Source organism: Pseudoalteromonas rubra (assembly GCF_001482385.1).
Lineage (GTDB): Bacteria > Pseudomonadota > Gammaproteobacteria > Enterobacterales > Alteromonadaceae > Pseudoalteromonas > Pseudoalteromonas ardens.
Genome location: NZ_CP013611.1, coordinates 434,703 through 456,722, shown reverse-complemented (window position 1 = coordinate 456,722; position 22,020 = coordinate 434,703). Strand labels below are relative to the sequence as shown.

At 46.5% G+C, this 22,020-nt stretch carries 11 protein-coding genes; all 11 read right to left on the bottom strand.

The annotated features are described in order from the left end of the window. Positions 1 to 13 precede the first annotated feature (13 nt). Positions 14 to 1,603, bottom strand: coding sequence for a lytic polysaccharide monooxygenase (locus AT705_RS01960; protein WP_058795253.1), 1,590 nt, complete (start codon positions 1,601 to 1,603; stop codon positions 14 to 16). 48 nt (positions 1,604 to 1,651) lie between these two features. Then, positions 1,652 to 4,813 (bottom strand): glycosyl hydrolase family 18 protein, encoded by a 3,162-nt coding sequence (locus AT705_RS01955; RefSeq protein ID WP_058795252.1) that lies wholly within the window; start codon positions 4,811 to 4,813, stop codon positions 1,652 to 1,654. A gap of 702 nt (positions 4,814 to 5,515) precedes the next feature. Further along, positions 5,516 to 7,237, bottom strand: a complete 1,722-nt coding sequence (locus AT705_RS01950) for a DUF3466 family protein (RefSeq protein ID WP_058795251.1) — start codon at positions 7,235 to 7,237, stop codon at positions 5,516 to 5,518. A gap of 11 nt (positions 7,238 to 7,248) precedes the next feature. Beyond that, a complete protein-coding gene (uup, locus tag AT705_RS01945; RefSeq protein WP_058795250.1) occupies positions 7,249 to 9,162 on the bottom strand; it encodes an ATP-binding cassette ATPase Uup in 1,914 nt (637 codons plus the stop codon). A 1-nt stretch (position 9,163) separates the two neighbouring features. After that, entirely contained in the window at positions 9,164 to 9,394 is a 231-nt protein-coding gene (locus AT705_RS01940) for a glutaredoxin family protein (RefSeq protein WP_010386060.1), read from the bottom strand. Next, positions 9,387 to 11,498 carry a bifunctional 23S rRNA (guanine(2069)-N(7))-methyltransferase RlmK/23S rRNA (guanine(2445)-N(2))-methyltransferase RlmL gene (rlmKL, locus tag AT705_RS01935; protein ID WP_058795249.1) on the bottom strand — a complete coding sequence of 704 codons (2,112 nt, stop codon included), beginning with the start codon at positions 11,496 to 11,498 and terminating at the stop codon, positions 9,387 to 9,389. Before rlmKL ends, AT705_RS01940 begins: the two co-directional genes overlap by 8 nt. A 111-nt stretch (positions 11,499 to 11,609) precedes the next feature. After that, on the bottom strand, positions 11,610 to 12,140 hold the full coding sequence (locus AT705_RS01930; protein WP_058795248.1) for a cell division protein ZapC domain-containing protein: 531 nt from the start codon (positions 12,138 to 12,140) through the stop codon (positions 11,610 to 11,612). A 243-nt stretch (positions 12,141 to 12,383) separates the two neighbouring features. Beyond that, on the bottom strand, positions 12,384 to 13,394 hold the full coding sequence (pyrD, locus tag AT705_RS01925) for a quinone-dependent dihydroorotate dehydrogenase (RefSeq protein ID WP_058795247.1): 1,011 nt from the start codon (positions 13,392 to 13,394) through the stop codon (positions 12,384 to 12,386). Positions 13,395 to 13,645: 251 nt separating this feature from the next. Next, positions 13,646 to 18,484, bottom strand: a complete 4,839-nt coding sequence (locus tag AT705_RS01920) for an NAD-glutamate dehydrogenase (RefSeq protein WP_058795246.1) — start codon at positions 18,482 to 18,484, stop codon at positions 13,646 to 13,648. 202 nt (positions 18,485 to 18,686) lie between these two features. After that, positions 18,687 to 21,017 (bottom strand): efflux RND transporter permease subunit, encoded by a 2,331-nt coding sequence (locus tag AT705_RS01915; protein ID WP_058795245.1) that lies wholly within the window; start codon positions 21,015 to 21,017, stop codon positions 18,687 to 18,689. Then, positions 21,017 to 22,015, bottom strand: coding sequence for a WD40/YVTN/BNR-like repeat-containing protein (locus AT705_RS01910; RefSeq protein ID WP_058795244.1), 999 nt, complete (start codon positions 22,013 to 22,015; stop codon positions 21,017 to 21,019). The genes AT705_RS01915 and AT705_RS01910 overlap by 1 nt, the downstream gene beginning before the upstream one ends. Positions 22,016 to 22,020: the final 5 nt, after the last annotated feature.

Here is a 22,020-nt window from a genome sequence, read left to right as displayed (position 1 = left end):
TCCTCGTTCGTTGTTATAGTTTTTTCCACACATTGTGCTTGCCTGGTTGCTGACCACGGGTCCACCAACGGGCCTGATAACGTTGACCCTGGTAACGCACAACAGCCCCCCCCGCGTAAGCCACTGAGGCTTGCCATTGGTCTTGAGGTTCAGAAGGTGATGCTATGCGCTCCCAGGCATGGCTGCTGTCTGGCCGCTGTCCGCGAACCCACCACTTGGCCCGGTATTGACTCCCGTTAAAGCTCACAATGTCTCCACCGGTATAAACCTTATCCGCCTGCCAGGCGTCACTATCGGGTGGTGTTTGAGTGGTATCCTGATTAGTCACCGCAATAACCACATTGACTGAGGTGCTTAGCTGTCCGTCGGAGACGGTGACCTTGCCACTAAACTGCGTGTCTTTATCAACCTGTGGGGCCGTGACCGTGATGGTTGAGCCGGTTCCGGTGTAACTGATCTGAGCCGGTAGCTGCCAGTCGAAATACAGTGTGCTTTGCTGATCATCGAAAGCATGCACATGCAAATGAGCACTTTGCCCTTCTTTTACGGTCAGTATTGCTGGGGGGTGTACCGTAGGCGGTGTATTGGCTGGTTTAGCCACCACACTGAGATTAAAGCTATGCGTCTGATCAGTGACGAAAACCTGATTACTCGCCAGACTGGTTGCATCAAAGTGAATATTGCCATGCTCATCCTTTATACCAATACGGATCAGCGAAGCAAACGCCTCATTGAGCTGAGTCGCAAAATACTCAGGCCAGTTATTGTGATGAGGCTCAGTAATAGTGAGCTTTTCCTGGATCAACTCTTTACCATTGGTGTCGAACACGCGCACCCAAACTGTATCGCCAACATGCGCTTGCTGCCCCTGACGCAGATAGTACCCGGCGTTATGCCAGCTTTGTGGTGGCTGAGGTTCTGCTCCCCTGACAATGGTAATGTCACTACAGTTGTAAAAACCTTCTCCGACTACATCGTCCCGCTGCCAGCGACTGTAAAGGATCGCATCACCCGAAAAGCGCTCGGGAATTGCGACTTTCATCTCGTAGTAACGTTTACCATCGGGAGCTATAAAAAAGTCGATATTGCCATGGCTTTGTACCAGTTCGAGATCAGCCCAGCTAAGTGCTTTGTTTTTAAAATCAACACCCGGCTTGGTCAGATAAAACTGCCAAAAGCTGGGATTGTGTGGCGTTGTCGCCCGATAACGAATTTTAACTTGCCCCTGACTGTCGACCGTTACTGGGGTTGTCTGCCAGTCTGTTGAGGGTAAACCCATGCCCGCTTTGTTTTTATCGCCGGCATGACACAAAGTGCCATCAGGAATATTCGCCTCAACCGCGCTTTGATCGTTAAAATGTGCCGTATTGGCAGCGAATTCATGTTTTTGAATAAACTGTACATGACCAGATTTCAAAAATGCGGCGCGGCAGGCTGCATTGGGGATCTTGGAACCATCTTTTGGCCACCAAAATCCGCCCTGCTCCTGACAAATCGCCTGACGGGCCTTGGGAAAGTCCATATAGCCGTGCGCCAATGCCTGATTGGCAGCAGCCAAGGTCATCCCCACGGCAAGAGCCGATAGGGTTTTATTATATTTCATAGGGATATCTCCTGCGGTGGCAGTTAAGCCACCGCTATTTGTTGAGGATTACAGCGAGCAAACCTGCTGCCAGGCACCACCATTGGATGGCGTAGCATTGGTCCACCACTTGGCTTTGTAGACGTAACCGTTGTGTATCAGCATATCGCCACCAAGCGCATGGCTCGGTGTGCCAGCCCAGTTGGTGCGTGGCCACTGTGGGTAATGATTGATATTACTTAGTTCAACCCCCTCACAAAGCGTGCCGGATGGTGGATTACCACCGGATGTGTCGTCCGACTTTTTCGCTACAGGCAACTGAGGATATTCGCTAGTGAAGGCATATTGTTTGCTGCCTTTTTCGATGACAAAGTTAACGGGCCCCGTGATTGGCATGTAATATATAACCTGAGCATTCACGGTCTCGCCTGGCTTAAACGACTCCAGCTGACCGCCCCACTCGTTTTTCAGGGTAATTGAGAAACGATGGAATGCGTTGTCAAAGCCACCAATGTTGTTACCGCGTGCATTGCTGGCATCATGCTCTACTTTCATGCCCAGCTTTTTGCGAGCATTCCAGTTGGACTTAAAGATCGCAGAGGTTGAGACCGGCACATTGAAGCTAATTGTCGCCCCGCTCAGGTCCAGCTCAGAGTGGTTGGTGAACGCGAATGTGGGTCTGATTGGGTAATTCTGATCGCCAACCGGGAAATCTTTGGCGTTAAAACGAATATCAACCGCTGACTCAGGCACAACAAATTCTGCATCGCCCTGCACCGTGGCGTAGTCTGTGCCACTTTGATTGAAAGTGTTATAAGCGAGACTGGTCATAGTCGAGCCCATGAAGTACTCACCTTTATCTGCATGGTAGTCAAAGTCGCCGGCCAGCTCCCAGAACATCACGCCACCCAGGCCTTTTTCAAGCACATAATTAAGCTTGGTTTGCATGGACTCAGTATCTTCCATCGACAAGAAGACTTTTTTCTGTGCATTGTACAACCAGGGAGCGACAGCGATATCATCGTAATGCCGCACATAGTCGCCTCGCATCACATCATCCGGATCTGTAGCAGGCGTCAGGCCATAGTCAGCCAGATAACTTGGATTGATACCATGTTGCAGGTTTTTGGCGTGCCATAAGGGGTTCGACCCGGCAGCGACTTCCTGACCATTTTCTATGTCATGCCACAGGTTGTCGATGCCAATGGCACCGTTACCACATTTGTTCTTCTCACCGATCCCTGTTCCTTTCGGACAGGCGTTTTGATCAGGCTGTGGCGCACGACCCCAAAGACCATTTTCACCACCACGCACATCCTTAAATCCACGGGTGTAATAGGGAATACCTATGTTGATCCGCCCGGCTGGTAATGCACCTCTGAAATAATTCACGGCCCAGTCTGTGTTGAGGTAGCCAATTCCACCAAACTCTTTGGTACCGTATACATTCCAGGTTTTCAGTTCAGTGTCTTTACCGGTATCATACAAAGGCGCGTTGTGGCCAACATGGTCATTCCAGGCACCGTGCAGGTCGTAACTCATGATGTTCACAAAATCCAGGTACTGTGCAGTCTGAAACGTTTCCATGCCTCTTAACAGGTAACCCGAAGAAGGAGACGCTATGGTCAGCATGTAGTGCTTACCATCCTGCTCACCCGCTTTATCCAGCGCTTCACGCAAAGATTTCATCAGCACCTGATAAGACTTATTCAGGCCAGCACGGCGCTGGTTACTGATGTCAAAATCTTCAGGGTGACCCGAATCTTTCATTGACGACGGATATTCGTAGTCAATGTCTAGGCCATCAAACCCGTACTGACGTAAGAACGCAACAGAGCTGGCAACAAACGCTCGTATCCCATCATGATTCACACTGCCGTCGGCATGGGTGGTCATAGTGTAAAAACCACCATTGTTAACGCGCGTCCCGGTTTCATCGAAGTAACCGCCGGTTTCAGCCCAGCCACCCACAGAAATCATCGTTTTGACGTGTGGATACTGCTTTTTGTAGCGGTTTAACAAGTTGAAATGTCCGGTATAAGGAAGACTTGGGTCCATTTCAACACCCGCCTCACCCGGCCAGGTCATATTGGTCGCAGCGTTGCCTTCAGCTTTGGGGTCACCAATACTCAGTTCATTCTGACTGTTTACATGGGCAAAGGCATAGTTAATATGCGTGATCTTGTCCCAGGGGATATCATTTACCAGATAGCTTGGCTGATTATTTTGACCATGACGCCAGCTGGTAAAGTAACCGATCACGCGCCGCGGATGATCAGCGCCCATTTTCTCCCGACCTTCGCTATCGTAAACATCACAATAAGCACTGGTTACGCCAGGTGTGCGATATAGACCAGCAGGCAAACAATCCAACTGACTGGTTTTATCATCCCCCGGCGCTTTCACAATAAAAGTACGCGTGATGGTTTCTGACACCAAGCCATGCTCGTCCGTTGCCTGCAAAGTAAATTCATGACGCCCGGCCGATGCAGCTGACCACTCGTAATGTGCTTGCGCAAGCTCAGTGCGCTTGATCTCTTGACCATTCAACGTCAACACCTGTGTTAAACGGTCATTTTCTTTGTCGTGACTTCGCAATGTCAGCCGGACCTGGCTACCCACTTCCAGTTCATTGGGCAATTCTGCTGTGAGGCGTGAGACAGGAGCGGTATTTTTTTCTTCCGGCGGCAATGCTGCTACCTGAACAGTACGCTTTGCTGATACCGACTTTGCACCATCGTCATCAATCGCAACAGCATGGAAAATGTGATCCCCGACGCGTGCCTTCCAGTTGAGCACGTATGGGGCCTCGTCCAGTACTTTCACCAAAGCGTCATTGTGATACACAGAAACCTGTCTGACGATGCCATCGCTGTCATGTGCACTGAAAACGAACTGAAGCTTTTCGCCTTCCGTCACGCTCATATCACTACCCGGTTGCTCCATGTCAATCACAGGTGATTGATTAGGTTGCTCACCTCCCTGGCATTCACCCAGTTTACGCCACTCCTGCCATTGGCCAGAGCGAAGCTTAGGTGATGAACGGTTCCACCAATTTGCCAGATAAGCTATGTTATCTTGTTGCACTTGCTGGCCAGATGTATACACCTGTCCTGCCTGCCACTGAGGTATCTCACTACAATCCACCGCCGCACTCGCGTGGTGTGCCATTAATGCCAGCGCTATTGCACTAAGCTTAACGGCTGGCTTTTTTATGTTAACTAGTTGCATAAATGCATCCTCACTTGTTTTTATTTTTAACCTGACATCAATAAAACTTCATTACATCTTTATCTTAGATGCAGGCGGATGAAGTTTATCGAGACAAAAAAACATAACAAGTAACTAGTTAACAATAATAATCCAGTACATTTTTACTGTTAAATACACAACGACATCGATAAAAATTCGCACCATGCATATGATTAATATAGAGATTATTTATTTGTTGCATATTTATGAATGCCGAGGTATTTGGAAGGTTCCACATTGTATCAGTAAATTTACAAATCAAGCTGGTAAGAACAGACGTAAGGATGGCTAAATTTTAAGAGGACAGCACTTTAGAACCAAAAAAACAGTATTTACTGTACAGTTCAATACGATATATTTACAAAAATAAGGCGTTATCAAAGATTGAACAATGTTCAAAGTCTGCACATAAGTGCAAGAAGCCACAAAAGCAACGAGTCAGACTGACATAATTATCTGTTCGACAAGAAAGGATATTTCGTATTTCGAGCTAATAAAGTAGCTCTGATTAAAGTGAAGGAAAGAGTCTGTGTCAGCCAGGTTAAATCTGCATGACCTATGATGAGCGCTTTTTTGAAGCTAAAAATAACGCCACAGCAGTGCCCGGGCGGGTAATATTAAAAAGCAGCTGTAACCAAAGGAGGTGCGAGGCATACTCATGTATTGTATGCCCCGGATAGTTTATTTCTGGCGTCTGCGACGTACCCACAGTAAAGGAAGTGCAAGTAAAGACAACCAGCTCAGAGATGCAGACTGACGCTCATACGTCTCTGTTTCCGGCGCAACACATTCACTGAGCTCTGTGCTACCTGTTTTAGTCAGAACCACTGGCACTACAACGGATTCTGATGCCTCGTTGCCGTCTGAATCCTTGTCTGGGTTCCCAAACGAGTCTAGCTTGGTCACCGTTTTTGTAGCAACCGCATAGATCGTATTGTCATCCGTTATCCGGATCGCCTCGGATACGGTATATGGGAATTCATCGCTTTTACAAGGTAGTAGATCATTAATATTAGTTAGCTTTTCATCACCAATCTTATACATAAAGGCTTCACTACGAGAGTTAGACACGTTTTTCTCAGTCTCGCCGTCACCGACCATATAACCGGCGTTGTTAATGTCTCGGACATGCGTGTCGGAGCCACTGAAATAACTTGGGATCTCTACCAAGGTTTTATCATTCATATCGTAGTAAAACCCTTTCACTTCAAATAACGTGCCCTGGTTTTGTCTGCCTACGTACCCCACAATCACATTACTGTCATTGATGTCCAGAGCATATCCGGACTGATAAAAGTCATCATGCTCTCGTAAAGTGAAAAACTGACCATCCTGGTAATAGCCTGGCTCTTCATAAGCCTTTAAGCTATCGTCGATCCTAACTCGGGACCTGCCAACTGCAATACCCGCTTTGTTGATGGCATAAGCCGAGCTGTAAAACGGATTATCTTCATCGTCTTTGCGCTCCAAACCGATACCCAGGTCTTTCGTATCAATGACATTGAAGTCTTTATCCAGCGTCCACTGGTAAGCACGCAGATCATAGACTCCCCTGCCCTGACGCCAGATACACACAGCTTCAGGCTCATCTTTGTCATCACAATTGTCCGTAATCGTCGTCTGGCTGTTTTCAGACAAGCCTACCGACGCCTGGCCAACAACCAAATAATTGCCTTCATCAGTCAGAGTAATATCAGAGGCAATGCTGTAACCACCATATTCAGTGAATGCAGGTTCCAATACTACGCGCTTGCCACCCGGAGATATCACGATCCCACGAGCATGCCAGTCACGCACAAAGTAGGTTTTTTCCTCACTTTCCCCCTCTGGAGTGAAAGTGATTTTTTTAAAAGGTGCAGAGCCCCAGCCAGCCACAGTGCCGTCTGCCGCGACTGCCGTCATCGCATTACTGACTGAACGTGTCAGACCCGCATAATCGGGCGATTCTATATCGAATATATCGACCAGGTTAACACTGGTGCCTGTAAATTCGAGGCCAGCTACAGAACTGATTTTTTGGAATTCAGCGCTGGCACTTTGGGTACCAGACGATAAGTAGCCCAGCATAAAGTTGTGTGCTTCTGCATCTGTTGAAAGCGCGTTACCATTTTCTATATCATCCAGAGTGAAAGAAATGGTTTCGTCTCTATCTTCCAGGATATCCTTGTAGCTATTGTAGTAACTAGTGATCGAATTGTCTTGAAAGTCAATATAGCTAATGTCGACTGGCAAATTAAACAAGCCTGTCACGCGGCCAATAGCATCGCCGCTTTCATTGACATCAGTGACATAATGCATTTTACCAATGTCGCTGGTTGGTAATTCAGTGAGTTTGTAGGTCGCGGCAATCGCCTGACCAGATAGGCCGAAAATAATGCTGGCGGCCATAAGTGAATATTTCATTTCAATCCTTACTACTGATTCTGTAATGCTTCTAATTCTTCCCAACGCTCAAACGCGGCTTCAAGCTTGGACTCAAGGTCAGCCAAATGGTTCAACGCGGTTTGGGTCGTTTCAGGATCTTGCTTAAAAAACTCCGGCGAATTCACCAGGTTTTGCTGCTCTTCCAGCTCGTTTTCCAGAGCCTCTACTTTACCCGGCAATGCTTCCAGTTCAAGCTTTAATTTGTAGCTTAATTTACCGGATTTGTTTTTATTGGCAGATTTTTTGTTATCGCTCGCTTGTTGTTTCTCTTTGTCGAGCTTTTCTAGCGCTTTTTGCTGCGCCTGCTGCTGTGTTCGGTACGCTTCAAAGTCACTAAAGCCGCCGACAATTTCAGTTACTTTACCATGACCTTCAAATGCCCAAACACTGTTACAGGTATTATCAATAAACTCCCTGTCGTGGCTCACAATCAGGATAGTTCCCTGATACTGGTTAATGATCTCTTCAAGTAACTCCAGCGTTTCTATGTCTAAGTCATTGGTCGGTTCATCCAGCACCAGCACGTTCGAAGGTTTCAGGAACAGTTTAGCCAGCAACAGACGGTTCTTCTCTCCTCCTGATAATGCCTTAACCGGCGTACGGGCGCGTGCAGGAGGAAATAAGAAGTCTTGCAGGTAACCCAGTACATGGCGGCTGCGACCGCCCATTTGTACCTCTTGTTTACCTTCAGCGACATTGTCCTGAACCGTTTTTTCTTCATCCAGTTTTTCCCGGTACTGGTCAAAATAGGCCACCTCGAGGTTAACGCCTTGCTTCACCTTACCTTTATCCGGAGAAATATCACCAAATAGAATTTTCAGTAAAGTCGTTTTACCTACGCCGTTAGGGCCAATTAAGCCAACCCGATCACCACGCATAACCAAAGTCGAGAATTCATCGACAATGCGCTTATCTTTAAAGGCATGGCCAATATGTTGAGCCTCAAATACCAGTTTCCCCGAACGCTCAGCTGACTCAATGTTAAAGTCAGTCTTACCGACTTGCTCAACACGCTGCTTACGCTCAACCCGCAGTGCTTTAAGGGCTCTGACTCGTCCCTCGTTGCGTGTGCGTCGCGCTTTGATCCCTTGACGGATCCAAGCCTCTTCCTCAGCGAGTTTCTTGTCAAACAAGGCATTTTGCGCCTCTTCAACTTTCAGATCATGGGCTTTTTGGTCCAGGTACTTGGCATAATCGCCCGGGTAAGAAATAAGCTTACCGCGATCTAAGTCGAGTATTCGGGTTGCAACACCACGAATAAATGCACGGTCGTGCGAGATAAAAACAATGCCGCCTTTAAATTCTTTTAAGAACTGCTCCAGCCATTCAACGCTGCTCATGTCCAGGTGGTTGGTCGGTTCATCAAGTAATAGCAGATCCGGGTCACTCACCAAAGCCTTAGCCAGAGCCACTTTACGTAGCCAGCCACCAGATAACTTTTCGAGCTTCATATTGGCAGTCAATTGCAACTGTGTCAGTACCAGCTTGATACGGCTTTCAAACCGCCATGCATCCTTAGCTTCAATGTCTGCAGACAAACGTTCCAAACGGCTCAACAGGCTACTCGAGTGATCGGTCTGCAACGCTTCGCTGACGTTATGATAATCAATCAGCAGCTGGGCAATATCTGGCAGGCCACCCGCTACATAATCAAATACACTTCCCTGGGCCCCTTTAGGCGGATCCTGTTCCAGCCGCGACACTTTTAGTCCGGAGACCTGATTGATTTCACCATCGTCCAATTGGACTTGCCCGTCCAGGACTTTGAGCAGGGTTGACTTACCGGCACCATTGCGCCCGACGATACAGACCCGCTCACCCGCTTCAATGACTGCATCTGCCTGATCTAACAGGGGATGAGTACCAAAAGCCAGTTGGGCCCGTGCAATTCTGATTAAATCCATCTTACTTTAACAACTCTTTTATATCTTGTTCTGTGAAGGGCCAGAACAAAGTTCTGGCGCTGTCTGTTGACTTAAGTACGGGAATAGACGTCTGATATTCAGCCATCAGTTGCGGATCTTCCACAATATCCTGATGCTGCACAGCATCACTGGCGACGCAACGTAACACCAATTCATAGGCTTGCTCGCAAAGATGGCAGCCATCGGTATAAAACAGGGTAAGTTTAGCCATGGGTGATCAACCAACTGTTGTGGATCTGCTTGTTACGCTTGAAATCAGGCGACAAGGTTTGGTCTGACACATTTTCAGCTTTCAGGCCAAGTCCCATCAAACCGACTTCATCCATTTTAAAACCGCGTTTGTTGTTGGAGAATAACAAGGTACCGCCCGGACTGAGAATTTTTTTGACCCATTCAAGCAACTGGATATGGTCACGCTGAACATCAAAAACCTCTTTCATGCGCTTTGAATTCGAGAAAGTCGGCGGGTCAAGGAAAATAAGATCATACTGACCTTGTGCATGTTCAAGCCATTTCAGACAGTCTGCCTGTTCAAACCTAAAACGAGGGTTACGCAACTCGTTTAAGGCAAAGTTTTCTTCTGCCCACTTAAGGTACGTCTTGGACATGTCGACGGTCGTCACCGCTTTTGCCCCACCAAGAGCCGCATGAACTGAGGCGCTGCCAGTATACGCGAACAAATTCAGAACCCGCTTGTTCTTAGCATTTTGCTGAATATATCGTCTGGCCAGACGGTGATCTAAAAACAGCCCGGTGTCCAGGTAATCAAACAAGTTTACTTTGAATTTAGCCCCAAACTCTTCAACGACTTGCACTCGGTTTTGCTTACTGAGTGCATTGTATTGTTCCTGGCCTTTTTGCTTTTTGCGTACTTTGACTGCAATGTTAGAGGGGTCAATATCCAACGTTTCGGCGGTGAGCGTGACCACATCCTGGAGACGCTTATTGGCAACCAGTTCATCAATTTCTTTTGGCGCTGCATACTCAAATACCACAGCACTCTCACCATAGACGTCGACTGCCACATTATATTCCGGAATATCCGCATCGTAGACTCGGTAGGCCTCTACTTGCTCTTTCTTGAGCCAGCTTTTCAGGGCTTGTTTGTTCTTTTTTACCCGGTTTGCAAAAGCCCGTGACTGTTCAAAATGCAGTGCGCCCGCTTGTTCGTTTTGTGCAACCTGACGCTCATCCATATCATATAAATAGAGGGACACGTCGAGCGGGCCATTTTTGAATTTGTAGCGTTTTTTAGACGACAGCTTAAGTGTTTTAAACAGCGCTTCATCCGTGCCAAGCAATGCCAGTGACCAATCTTTATAATGCTTCTTAAAGCGATCCCCCATGCCCCTGTACAGGTTAATCAGTTCAGCCATTGAGCCAAGACGCTCACCATAAGGCAAGTTACTTAATAACGTGCCTGGACGCTTGGCGACACAAGTAAGCTGACTGGCGTCTCCGTCATTGAAGCGAATATATTGCTCAAGCCCGGCGCGTTTAGCATTCCCTCTGGCGGTGTCCAGCACCTGCTCATCAATGTCCTGCCCTATGATCCATAAGGGTTTATCCAGCTGTGCCTGTTTCAACTCAGTTTTAAGCTCTTTAAATTTAGCATCGCGAAAACCAGGCAAGCGTTTGAAGGCAAAATCTTTATTCAGATTAGCTGGGATATTCAGGGCCATACTGGCCGCCTCAATTAATAAAGTACCGGAACCACAACAGGGATCAAATAATGGCTTAGAGGTATCACTCAGCCAGCCACTTCGTTGTACTAGAGCTGCAGCCAGGTTTTCCCGGATCGGTGCCCGACCTTGCTTGGTTCGGTACCCTCGGTCAGACAATCGCGGACCAGAATAGTCGATATATAACGCTATTTTTTGTTTATTAAGCTTGGCGATAACGCGTACATTGGCTTCTTGTTTATCAACAGACGGACGTTGCTCATACAGATCCTGAAAATAATCTACAATGGCATCTTTGATGACTAAGCCGGAAAACTGAGTGTTCTTTAGCTCCCGATTAGTACCATTGAACTCAACGGCAAACGTTTGTTTAGGGCCGAACCACTCCTGCCAGCCCTGAAAACGCGCAAACTTGTACAAGTCATCTTTATTGTTGATGTTTTCATGTTCATCAATCAGCATCATGACGCGCGTAGCAAAACGCGTTGTCATACAGAACTTTTGAACTGCCAGGCTATCCGCAGTGAAGCGGACAGAGCCAACGCTTTGCTTCACGACTTCAAGTCCCTGAGACTGAAGTTCTTCAAGCAACAGGTTTTCAATTCCGATGGACGTTAAGGCGATAAACTGCAATGTAAATACTCAATAATTTCAATTGCAGCGAGTATAACACAGCAAGTGGCAGACTGGGATATCAGAGTGGGTGTGCGCAGTGTCGCATGGTAAAAGCGATGCGCAAAACTATCAGGCGGTTTGGGTCATCTTATGTACCTGGATCAGAGGGTGTACTCTGTCATTCAGTACCTTAATGGCCTGAAATTGCTCCAGCTCGATGTTCTCATCCAGCATAAAACCCTGCGTCAGGTTGATACACATGCTGGTTTCCTGATTGTGATCTACAATCAGAAATTCACCTGACTGGCACCTTGATTGAAGCGTAACCACAGCTTCGCACAATGGTTGGCCTCCATTATAACAATTGAAAAACCAACTTTTAGCCTGTACGGGAAGTAAATGAAACTTTGCCGCGGTGGCGTTAAGCGCTATCTGACAGCACTGGGGTTCAGACCAAACTTTAAAACCAAGCAAATAATCATAGACGTTACGATAAAAGGCGGCTTCGTCAACACTCAAATCGACACTATGCAGGGAATCTTCGGTCAACTGTCTCAAACGAAAAGGCGTGCACAACTGAAGGTCCTCACCCAAATCAACAAGCAGTCTGTTTCTGTGGCTACATCTTATCCAACGCCACTCTTTGGATGCTTGCAAAATGGACCTCCCAATATCAATGTGTTATGTGTTTAAGCCTGTAAAGAAGTATATCGCGAATTATCACAGTGTAAAAATTTTTGTAATAACAAATTGTTTTAGATCATCGCGCTATATAAATGATCTTTATAAGGAAAAAACGATCCTCCCCTACAAAGGAACGATCGTTTTTCAAACCAGCGTCAGAATTCGCCTGTATACTGCAAAATAATTACAAACTATTTCATTGGCTTATAATGCAGCCAGTTAGATCTCAGTAAGGATCTTTTTGATCAACTGAGGTCCTTCATAGATAAAGCCTGTGTAAACCTGTACTAAGTCTGCCCCAGCATTGAGCTTTTCTTTTGCAGCAGCGGCACTGTCGATCCCACCTACACCAATAATAGGTAGTTTGCCTTCAGTCATCCGTTTCAATTCACTAACGACTTGTGTAGACTTTTCACGTACCGGGCGACCCGATAAGCCACCGGCTTCTTCGGCGTGCTCTAACCCCTTAACCGCTTCTCTCGATAAAGTGGTATTAGTTGCAATAACACCATCAATACGACTGTTCACTAATGACTCGGCAATTTGTTGCAACTGAACAGCATCAACATCAGGTGCGATTTTCACTAACATCGGAACCGATTTTTTGTGCTTCTCGATCAGATCAATCTGCTCATTCTTTAAACTTTGTAGCAGGTCATCCAATGCTTCACCATATTGCAGGTCGCGCAACCCCGGTGTATTGGGGGACGAGATATTCACTGTAATATAAGATGCGTGCTCAAATACTTTGCGCATACAATGAATGTAATCATCTTTGCCCTGCTCGTTCGGCGTATCTTTGTTTTTCCCTATGTTGATACCCAGGATCCCGTTATAACGTGCTGCTTTTACGTTGTTAACCAGATTATCGACCCCTTTGTTATTAAAGCCCATCCGGTTAATAATTGCGTTTGCTTCAGGCAGTCGGAAAATGCGCGGTTTGTCGTTACCTGCCTGAGGTCTGGGTGTAACTGTACCCACCTCTATAAAGCCAAAGCCCATCTGGCTGAATGCATCAATACATTCCGCGTTTTTATCGAGTCCCGCCGCTAACCCAACCGGATTGTCAAATTCCAGGCCAAGGAAATTAACCGGTTTCTTTGGAAGTGATTGTGACCAGGCCATACTTAATGGGGTATTCGCGAAGCGGCGTAAGTTTCCGAGTGCGAAATCATGAGCCCACTCGGCATCTTTACTGAACATATAACGACGCGCTAAATCATAAAACATTGAGACTCCTTAAGTTCCTAGTAACGTATGACACCAACCCGCATTCAAGCATAGCTAATTTGAAGGGTAGAATCTGCTGCTAACGGTGCTAAAAATCTCTTATTTAGTACACCGAACGGTAGACTTACAGCCAGACTATCGCCGAAAATTTTTGCCAAAATAACTCATTTAATGAAGCGGCTTGGTATCAATTTCAAATCTGAGATAAAAAAATACCCCAGCAAAGCCGGGGTATTTTAACGAGTTATTTTTTATTTGGAAGTGTCACAGTTGTGACTCAACAACATCAGCTCACGCAATGCCACTGAGAACTTCGCAAAGTCATGGCTTTGTGAGGTCTTGAATTCAGCCAGCATCTGTTGCCAGCGTAGCAACAAGGTAGACTGATTTTCCATCCACTGATTGATCAGTGAATCGACATCATGGTCGTCTCCCTCAAAGCTGTTCAATACAACTTCAGACAAAGCGCGTTGCTGCCAATCCAGCTCTTCACGGTAAGATGCACGCGCCAGAGCCTGCCAATGGTTGGCGACAGGTTGTGCGGTGATCTGATCCAGGAACCAGTGCAGACCCATATTCGCACCCAGTTTGAAGTAAGTGTTTGACACCACATCAATCGCGCGACCGGAGTTTGCTGCTACTTCAGCCAGATCCATTACAGAGAACAGACTAGACAGAGAAACGATACGCATAGCAATTTTCTCTGGTACACCTTGTGCAACAAGCGCATCGGCTTTTTCTGTCAAACGTGCACTTTCATCTTCAACCATGTAGCTGTTCAGGTTATTGCTCAGATCAGCAAAGGTCGGAGCAAAGAACGCGATGGTTTCTTCAATCGTCATACCTTTGTTACGGTGACGCAGGAACCAACGTGTCGTGCGACGTACTGTACGACGCAATTGATACAACATCTCAGTCTGTACTGCTGATGGAATATGGTTATCCAATGCTGCAATTGACTGCCAGGTCTCTTTCATTTCAAAAATTTCACTGGCAATTGAGTAACACAGCGCAATTTCGGCTTCCGTTGCACCGGTTTCTTCGTGCATACGGATCATGAAATTCAGACCCATGTCATTCACGATATTATTTGCAAGTTTAGTTGCAATAATCTCTTTACGCAGTGGGTGGTTATCCATTGCCGCGTTAAAACGCTCACGCAGTGGGATTGGGAATGAATTCACTAATAGCTGACGATAGTATGGATTCTCTGAAATCTCATCAACAACCAGCGATTCTTTCAGCACCATTTTAGAGTAAGAGACTAACACAGACAGCTCTGGACGAGTCAGATCTGACCCTGCAGCAGCACGCTCTGCCAGTTCTTCATCGGTAGGTAAAAACTCAATCGTACGGTCAAGCTTACCTTCTTTTTCCAATGCATGGATAAAGCGAATTTTCTCTTTCAGTGTTGCCGGGCCTTTCGACTTAGTGATAGACAGCGTATGCGTTTGACGGTAACAGTCTGCCAGTACCAACTCAGATACTTCATCAGTCATTGCATACAGAAGTTCATCACGCTGTTTCTTAGTCAAGTCACCTTCAGCAACCAGGCCATTCAACAGGATCTTAATGTTTACTTCGTTATCCGAACACGCCACACCACCTACGTTATCGATAAAGTCGGTGTTGATACGCCCGCCCTTCTCAGCAAACTCAATACGGCCCAACTGTGTTGCACCCAGGTTACCACCTTCACCGAAGATTTTCGCGCCCAGCTCAGAACCATCGATACGTAGACCGTCATTTGCACGGTCACCCACATCTGCATTAGATTCAGACTTAGCTTTAATGTAAGTACCGATACCACCGTTCCAAAGTAGGTCAGCTGGCATTTTAAGTAGCGCTTTAATCAGCTCATTTGGTGTCATGCTGGCTTTTTTGGTGCCAATCATTTTCTTCATTTCAGCGGTCAATGTGATTGACTTAGCTGCACGAGAGAATACACCACCACCTTCAGAAATAAGCTCTTTGTTGTAATCTTCCCAGCTTGAACGAGGCAAATTGAACAGACGATCACGTTCTACATAAGAGCTTGCCGCATCCGGATTCGGGTCGATAAAGATGTGCATGTGGTTGAAGGCTGCCTGCAGGCGAATGTGCTTAGACAGCAACATACCATTACCAAATACGTCACCGCCCATGTCGCCGATACCAACCGCTGTAAAGTCAGTTGTCTGGCAGTCAATGTCCATTTCGCGGAAATGACGCTTAACCGACTCCCACGCACCTTTCGCAGTGATACCCATTTTCTTGTGGTCATAACCAATTGAACCACCAGAAGCAAATGCGTCGCCCAGCCAGAAGTTATACTCTTCAGCAATGCCGTTGGCAATATCAGAGAATGTCGCGGTGCCTTTATCGGCAGCAACAACCAGGTATGGGTCATCTTCGTCGTGACGTACTACATCAACTGGCGGAATAATGTCGCCATGAATGATGTTATCAGTGATGTCTAACAGACCACGGATGAACATCTTGTAGCATTCCTGACCTTCTTTAAAGAAGCCTTCACGATCGTTTGGCAGCTGCTTACAAACAAAACCACCTTTTGACCCGACAGGAACGATTACCGTATTTTTAACCTGTTGTGCCTTAACAAGACCCAGTACCTCAGTACGGAAATCTTCACGGCGATCTGACCAACGCAGACCACCACGCGCAACTTTACCACCGCGTAAATGTACACCTTCTACACGTGGTGAATAAACGAAGATTTCATACGCAGGCAGCGGCAGAGGCATCTCAGGGATCGCATGCGGGTTGATCTTGAATGAAATATAAGATTTGTTGCTTTCGTCCGCTTCTTTTTGATAGAAGTTGGTACGCAATGTTGCGTTGATCATGTCAACATACATACGAATGATGCGGTCATCATCCAGGTTTGCAACGTTTTCGAGCTCCTGATAGATTTTCTCGATCAGTTTTTCAAGCGTCTTCTCAGCCGCTTTTTTCGCTGGTGAGAACTTCTTCACAAACAGCTCAACAATTTGTGCTGCGATGTGCGGGTAATGCTCAAACGTATTTTCGATATAAGACTGCGAGAATGTCACACCAATCTGGCGCATGTACTTAGCATACGCACGCAAAATTGACGCTTCACGTCCGGTCATGCCACCCAGCAGAACCATGCGATTGAAACCATCGCTCTCAAGACGGTTATTCCAAACGTTAGTCAGCGCAGCACGGAAACGGGCCGAAACTTTATCAAAGTCCGCAATCCCTTTTGAGTCGATCATCATGGAGAAATCCATGATCCAGTTTACCTGGCCATCGCTACTCTTAATTGCGTAAGGCGTTTCTCCAATCACGCGTAAACCAAAGTTTTCCAACATTGGCATAACGTCTGACAGGTGGATTGGCACGTCTTTGTGGAACAAGCTCAAACGAACAATTTCGCTGTTTGATTCTTCCTGAGGACGGTAAAAAAGCATTTCCAGCTTTTTCTCATCGCTCAGCTGCTCCAGTTTCTCGATATCGACTACCGCGGCACTTGGCAACACTTGATCTTTATATGAGTGTGGGAAAGCGTTGGCATATTTACGGTTTAGCTCGTTACCACGGGTCTCGCCATTGCTACCAAGCAGTGCTGATTGTAGTTTGTCTTCCCAAGTGCGAGCGGCTTCTGCCAGGTTGTTTTCAATGTCTTTCACGTTGTACTTAATACTGTTATCTGCCACACGCACGATGTAATGCGTTCTCGCCAGTGTGGACTCTGAGAAAAAGGTCGTAAACTCAACTTTTTCATTGGACTTAAATGCATCTGCCAACAACTTCTGAGTTTCACGACGTAGTGCTGTGTTATAGCGCTCACGTGGTACATAGACCATGCATGAGAAGAAGCGCCCGTATACATCGCGACGGACGAACAGACGACACATGTCTCGTTCCTGAATTTGCAACACGCCGGTTGCGACTTCTAAAAGCTCGGCCTCGCGCGCTTGCACCAACTCATCACGCGGATAAGTTTCCAGCAGGTTAAGCACAGCCTTGTAAGCGTGTGTCCCTTGTGCAAAGTCACACTGCTCCATAATACGCTGGATCTTGCTCTTAAGAACGGGCACATCTGCCGCACTGTTGTTGTAGAAGCTCGATGAGAATAAACCGATGAACCGGTCTTCACCGATCACGTTGCCCGCCTCGTCAAAGCGCTTAATACCCACATAATCAATATGGGCTGGACGATGAACACGAGACAGTGAATTGGTCTTAGTTAAGATCAGTAGGTTCTTGCTGCGAGCTTCTTTGCGTGCGACTTCTGGCAGCTCCGATAGTAAGCGGCCGCCGTCATGGCCCGAGTTTTTCATCAAACCCAGGCTAGTGTCTGGCACTGCGCGCAGTTCATGGTCACCCTGAACAGGCACCAAATCGTACTGACGGTAGCCCATGAAGGTGAAGTTATCTGAAGATAACCATTCAAGGAACTCAACGGCTTCATTAACTTCTGCCTGTGAGCAGTCATGGGGACGCGTTGGTATCTCTTTACTGACCGCAACCAGTTTATCGCGGATAGGCTTCCAGTCTTCTACAGCAACAGACACATCTTTCAATACTGATTCCAGTTCTTCGGTGAACTCTTTCATTGCTTTTGCATCAGTCTGACGATCAATCTCAATGAAGAAAACAGTTTTTGTCGACGAGGATTCCTGCTCTGTTTTTAAGTTCGAAAGCGCAGTAATCTTATTGTCACCATCGCGCTTTATTTTAAGCGGGCTGTGTAACAGTAAGTGAGACACGATATTTTTGCGGCTAAGTGCCATGCGTACCGAATCAACCAAGAACGGCATGTCTTTCGCGATGATCTCAACGATCGTGTGAGAGGATTGCCAACCATCTTTGGCTACTTCAGGGTTAAAAACGCGAATAACCGCATCGTCATTAGCATTCTTTTCCAAAGAATTCCAAAGACTCAATGCGGCTCCGTATAAGTCGCTGTCGTTACGATGTGCCAAGTCCTCTTTAGACATATTGCTGTACAAGGCTTTGGCAAAAGTTTCAACGAGCGACACGTTTTCGGCATGAACTTTTTTGTGGATCAGCTTGGTGACGTTATCCAGGATAACTGACGCTGGACCTTCATTTTGTGTCATTATGTGTTCCTTAATCTATACCACCTTTGAACGGTAGATTATTTGTACAGCCATTTATTAGCGTGGAGTCATGTGAATTTTAACCTTTCTGGCGCTAATAAAAAGCCTTTTCGACGAAAACATTATAGCCTTTTCAGCTGGTTGGTCAGATATTCACTAAATATAGATATAAATGGCCGAAACCGGCCATTTATAAGCACTTTTATTCACACTTTTTTTTCTGGTCTGTCCAGATTAAGGTTCCTATTGCAGGTAATAATAAAACGGCGCCCAGCATATTAACCAGGAACATAAAGGTTAATAATATCCCCATATCTACCTGGAATTTGAGTGCTGAGAAAATCCAGGTACTGACACCAATAGCCAAAGTGATCCCGGTAAAGAGTACAGCACTGCCTCTTTCTGCCAACGCATTGCGATATGCATAGGCAAGTGGCACGCCTTGCTTAAGCTGCGTCATCATAGAAGAGAGAATATAAATACCATAGTCCACACCTATACCCACACCTAGCGCAATTACTGGCAAGGTTGATACCGTTAAACCGATTTCAAGTTTAACCATCAAGGCTTGCGCCAGAGTCGATACGATATACAAAGGTAAAACCACCGCAATGGTCGCACGTATGCTTCTGAAACTGATCAGGCACAGCGCGATAACGGCACCATATACATAGATCATCATAGGCAACTGCGCTTCAGATACGGATTCATTGGTCGCAGCCATAACACCAATTGGGCCCGAAGCCAGTTTAAACTGCACAGTATCGGTGCCTTCTTCCTCTGCAAACGCTTTAATCTGCGTGACCACGTTGTCTATAGTCTGTGCTTTGTGATCGGCCATGAAGATAATAATAGGCATCACAGAGCAATCACCATTGAGCAAACCGGTACTTGTTTCAACTCGCGACGTCGCCTGAACTAATGACGCGCTATTACGCGGCAACGTTTGCCATTTCAGATTGCCCTCGTTATACCCCGCATTCACAGATTGTGCGACTGAGCTCAGAGACACGGCTGACTGGACACCTGGTAAGTTCTCAACGCGCCACTGGAAACGGCTGACCCTGTCCATGGTGTCGTGCTCTGTACAGGCCGCAGGATAGGCTTCAACCAGTACTTTGAGAATATCAGATGAAATAGCATACCGGTCTGAGATCAGGAAAGTATCCTGATTGTAGCGAGCATCTTCATGAAGCGCAGGTGCGCCCGCGTGCAAATCGCCAATTTGCATATGCTGAGATTGCCAGTAACCAAGGCCGAATAGAATCGCGCTGATCAGCAAAATGACTCGTGCAACGCGCTTATCTGTGGTTTTCACCAGTGCTTCTCGCATCGTGGTAAAAAGTTTATTACTAAACGAATTACCGTCATCAACACGGTGTATTTTGCTGGAGTTAAAATAAGAAGCCAGAACTGGCAGCAGGATCAGGTTAGTGAAGATAATCACGGCGACACCCAAACTTGCGGTGATGGCCAGCTCACGAATAATCCCGATGTCGATAGCAAGTAAGGTCAAAAAGCCTACTGTGTCAGACAGCAACGCAATGCCACCCGGTATTAATAGCGCTTTAAAACTCGCCTCAGCCGCCACTTTGCTGTTTACGCCTTCAGCCACTTTCTTACCGATCGCATTGATCATCTGTACGCCATGGCTCACACCAATTGCAAAAACCAGGAATGGCACCAAAATAGACATAGGATCTAACCCAAAGCCCATTACGGTAAGCAGGCCCATTTGCCATACTACTGCTATCAAGGAGCACATAATCGGCAATAGAGTCAATTTGAAGCTTTTACAGAATAGCCAAACCATCACAAACGTGAATAAAATCGCAACTGCAAAGAACAAGATGACGCCTTTTGCACCATCTGCAATATCACCCGCCATTTTAGCAAAGCCGATGATATGAATAGACACCTTATCTGTGCTGAGTGGTTCACGAATTTCACTTTCCAGCTTTTTCGCAAATGCCAGCGTATCTAGCTTTTCTTGTGTCTGAGGGTCAATTTCCATAAGTTGAGCTGTGACCATCGCACACGAATAATCACTGGCCACCATGCGACCCACTACTTTGGCTTTTTCAATGTTTTGCTTGACCACAGCCAGACCGGTCTCGTCGGCCGAAAAATTTGCAGGAATAATAGGACCGCCCGCAAAACCATCTTCGACGACTTCGACAAACCGTGCGCTGGGCGCAAAAATAGAGTTAACCAGCGGTCGATTCACACCTGGGATAAAATAAAGTTGATCATGTACTGCTTTCAACTGAGTAAAGAACTCAGGATTAAAAATATCTCCATCTGCATCACAGACGGATATCAGAATGCTATTTGCACCGCCAAACTGTTTTTCATGTTTCAGGTATACTTTCATATACTCATGATTCAGGGGAATATTCTTATTAAAAGATGCATCAAGCTGGATCTGTGTTGCACGATAGCCTAGAAACAGAGTTGTTATGATGAAGAGTATAATCATCGCAACACGATGTCTGAAAACAACATAAACAAGTTGGTTTAACAATGACTGCATTAGCGTTTAACCTCTACTATCTGGATCCCGTTTTCCGTTGCCAGCACCAATTGCCCCTCGAACATAACACCGGCCATAATGGATTTACCATTTTTCAACTGCTCGCTAGACAGACCCGCTTCACTACGTGTGTGAATAACGCCACTGTTTGCAAACAAATATTGTTGTTCGTTCACCGTTAGTACCTGATTAATGGTGGCTGTTTTGTCGAATGCCAGGCGCTGAAACTGTGACAACTCAGAGTCAGAAACAAATGCGTTTCCACGTAACCCGGCAGTGACTACACGGCCATCCGCAGTTTTACTAACGGTGAACAAAGAACCAGCATAGAACTCAGGTAACTTACGCCAGTTCTTCCCTGCATCATCGCTTACAGCGAATAAGCCCATTTCGCCGGCTAATAAGTACTGTGAGCCATCAATCAATAAGGTGTTGAAATGCGGCAAAATAAACGCTGTTTCATCTTCATACGCAGCCGGGTCGTCTGCTTTAAGCTCAGCAAGGTAAGTGACATCATCGGGATGAACAAAGGCATCAATAAAACGTTTCGTCCAGTTTTGGCCGCCATCGGTCGTTTCATACATCATGCCATAGGCACCAACGGCATAACCAATTTGCTCATTGGCAAAGGTAATATCCAGACACGGCTTTTCGATATCTGGCAAATGTTGCTGAATTTGCCAACTTTGTCCGCCGTCGTCTGTGTTTAAAATTGTTGCGTCATGGCCACAGGCCCAACCTTTTTTTTCGCTGGCAAACGTGACTGAGGTAAGCAAACTTTGCACCGGCACTTTTGCCTGCTGCCAGCTTTTACCATCTTTACTGGTTACTATGGTGCCATGCTTACCAACAGCGACCAGCTGCGCACCGGTATAACTGATATCTGTTAATAGTGTACGCTGCGGATGTGCCACCATTAGTGCATCAGAAGCTGCGGCTACTGCATCACTTTGCATTGCCATCACTGCAATCGTGGTTGCGACTAACTTCTTAATCATGATGA

Excerpts from the sequence above, each read along its gene's own strand:
- AT705_RS01960 (WP_058795253.1), bottom strand. The coding sequence starts at position 1,603 with ATGAAATATAATAAAACCCTATCGGCTCTTGCCGTGGGGATGACCTTG.
- AT705_RS01955 (WP_058795252.1), bottom strand. The coding sequence starts at position 4,813 with ATGCAACTAGTTAACATAAAAAAGCCAGCCGTTAAGCTTAGTGCAATA.
- AT705_RS01950 (WP_058795251.1), bottom strand. The coding sequence starts at position 7,237 with ATGAAATATTCACTTATGGCCGCCAGCATTATTTTCGGCCTATCTGGT.
- uup (WP_058795250.1), bottom strand. The coding sequence starts at position 9,162 with ATGGATTTAATCAGAATTGCACGGGCCCAACTGGCTTTTGGTACTCAT.
- AT705_RS01940 (WP_010386060.1), bottom strand. The coding sequence starts at position 9,394 with ATGGCTAAACTTACCCTGTTTTATACCGATGGCTGCCATCTTTGCGAG.
- pyrD (WP_058795247.1), bottom strand. The coding sequence starts at position 13,394 with ATGTTTTATGATTTAGCGCGTCGTTATATGTTCAGTAAAGATGCCGAG.
- AT705_RS01920 (WP_058795246.1), bottom strand. The coding sequence starts at position 18,484 with ATGACACAAAATGAAGGTCCAGCGTCAGTTATCCTGGATAACGTCACC.
- AT705_RS01915 (WP_058795245.1), bottom strand. The coding sequence starts at position 21,017 with ATGCAGTCATTGTTAAACCAACTTGTTTATGTTGTTTTCAGACATCGT.
- AT705_RS01910 (WP_058795244.1), bottom strand. The coding sequence starts at position 22,015 with ATGATTAAGAAGTTAGTCGCAACCACGATTGCAGTGATGGCAATGCAA.